Annotated in this window: 1 protein-coding gene and 1 pseudogene; both read left to right on the top strand. The window is 72.7% G+C overall.

All coding sequences use genetic code 11. The features are described 5' to 3' along the window. Nucleotides 1-440 (top strand): hypothetical protein (locus C7C46_RS35460; RefSeq protein ID WP_220040726.1); only part of this gene is annotated, 440 nt, incomplete at its 5' end. 216 nt (nt 441-656) lie between these two features. Beyond that, a pseudogene (locus C7C46_RS31040) lies at nt 657-1,240 on the top strand (cobalamin biosynthesis protein CobG); the annotation flags it as partial.

Here is a 1,240-nt window from a genome sequence, read left to right as displayed (position 1 = left end):
ACCTCGGTCAGGCGGCCGGCCCCGCCAAGGCCCTGACCACCACACCTAACTACCTGGACGGCCGTCGCATCGGACTGCACGTCGACAACTGGGACCGCCTGGACTACGAGTCCAAGCACACCGGCCGACGGCGCCTGTGCTTCAACCTCGGCCCCGGTACCCGTTACCTCCTGCTCGCCGAACTCGACATCCGCACCATCTGCCGCATGCTCTACGCCGACCCCGTCGGCCGCCACCCGCACACCGACGATCTGCGAGCCTACGTCGCCAGCCAACAGCCGCTGCGGGTCTTTCGCATCCGGCTGGCCCCGGGCGATGGCTACATCGCCCCCACCGAACTGCTGCCCCACGACGACTCCACCGAAGACCAGCCGGAGCCGTCCACGGCAGCCTTCTGGCTCGGGCACTGGCCACGCGGAACGCTGCCCATGGTGGTCTGACGGGTCGTACGGAGGTGCGACTCGCCGGCGAGGTTGCCGTCGCCGGGGAGTCGCGGCCGCAATCGCAGGAGGCAGAGCTGCAGCCGCCATGGACGAGGCGGCGCTCAGGCACTCCTACAGTCAGGTTCCTCGTGCTGCCCTGTTGCCGGCGTCGAGAGATTGATCACGCTGGTCGCGGGGCATACGGCTGGTCGGATCATCGGTATGCTCGCGGCCATGTCACCCTCGTCCGCCGCCTTCGAGCCTGCCCCGGTGCGGGTGGTGCGTGGGCGGGACGACGCTTGTCCCGGGGCGTTGCGGCTGCATCAGGCCGACGACGGGGCGCTGGCTCGGGTGCGGGTGCCCGGTGGGGTGCTGGCGGCGGGTCAGGTGCGGGCGCTGGCGGAGGCCGCCGTCGAGCTGGGGGACGGTCAGCTGGAGACTACCTCGCGCGGGAACGTGCAGGTGCGCGGGCTGGCGGCGGGGTGCGGGGCCGAGCTTGCCGAGCGGCTGCACGCGGCCGGCTTGCTGCCCTCGCTGAGCCATGACCGGGTGCGCAACATCGTGGCCAGCCCGCTGGCCGATGCCATGGTGCCCCAGGTGCGGGCGCTGGACGAGCTACTCCAGGCCAGCCCGCTCGCGCCGGGGCTCTCCGGACGGTTCCTGTTCGCGCTGGACGACGGGCGCGGCGACGTGGCCTCGCTCGACTCAGACGTGACCCTGATCGCGCAGCCCGACGGCTCCGCGCTGCTGCGACTGGGCCGGGCGACCGCCGCGGCGCGCGTCGAGGACGGGCCGCGTGCCGCGCTGCGCGCCGCCGA

The organism is Streptomyces tateyamensis, from assembly GCF_003205575.1.
Classification (GTDB): domain Bacteria; phylum Actinomycetota; class Actinomycetes; order Streptomycetales; family Streptomycetaceae; genus Kitasatospora; species Kitasatospora tateyamensis.
The sequence above is the reverse complement of the archived record's forward strand: the minus strand, read 5'-3'. Positions and strand labels throughout refer to the sequence as shown.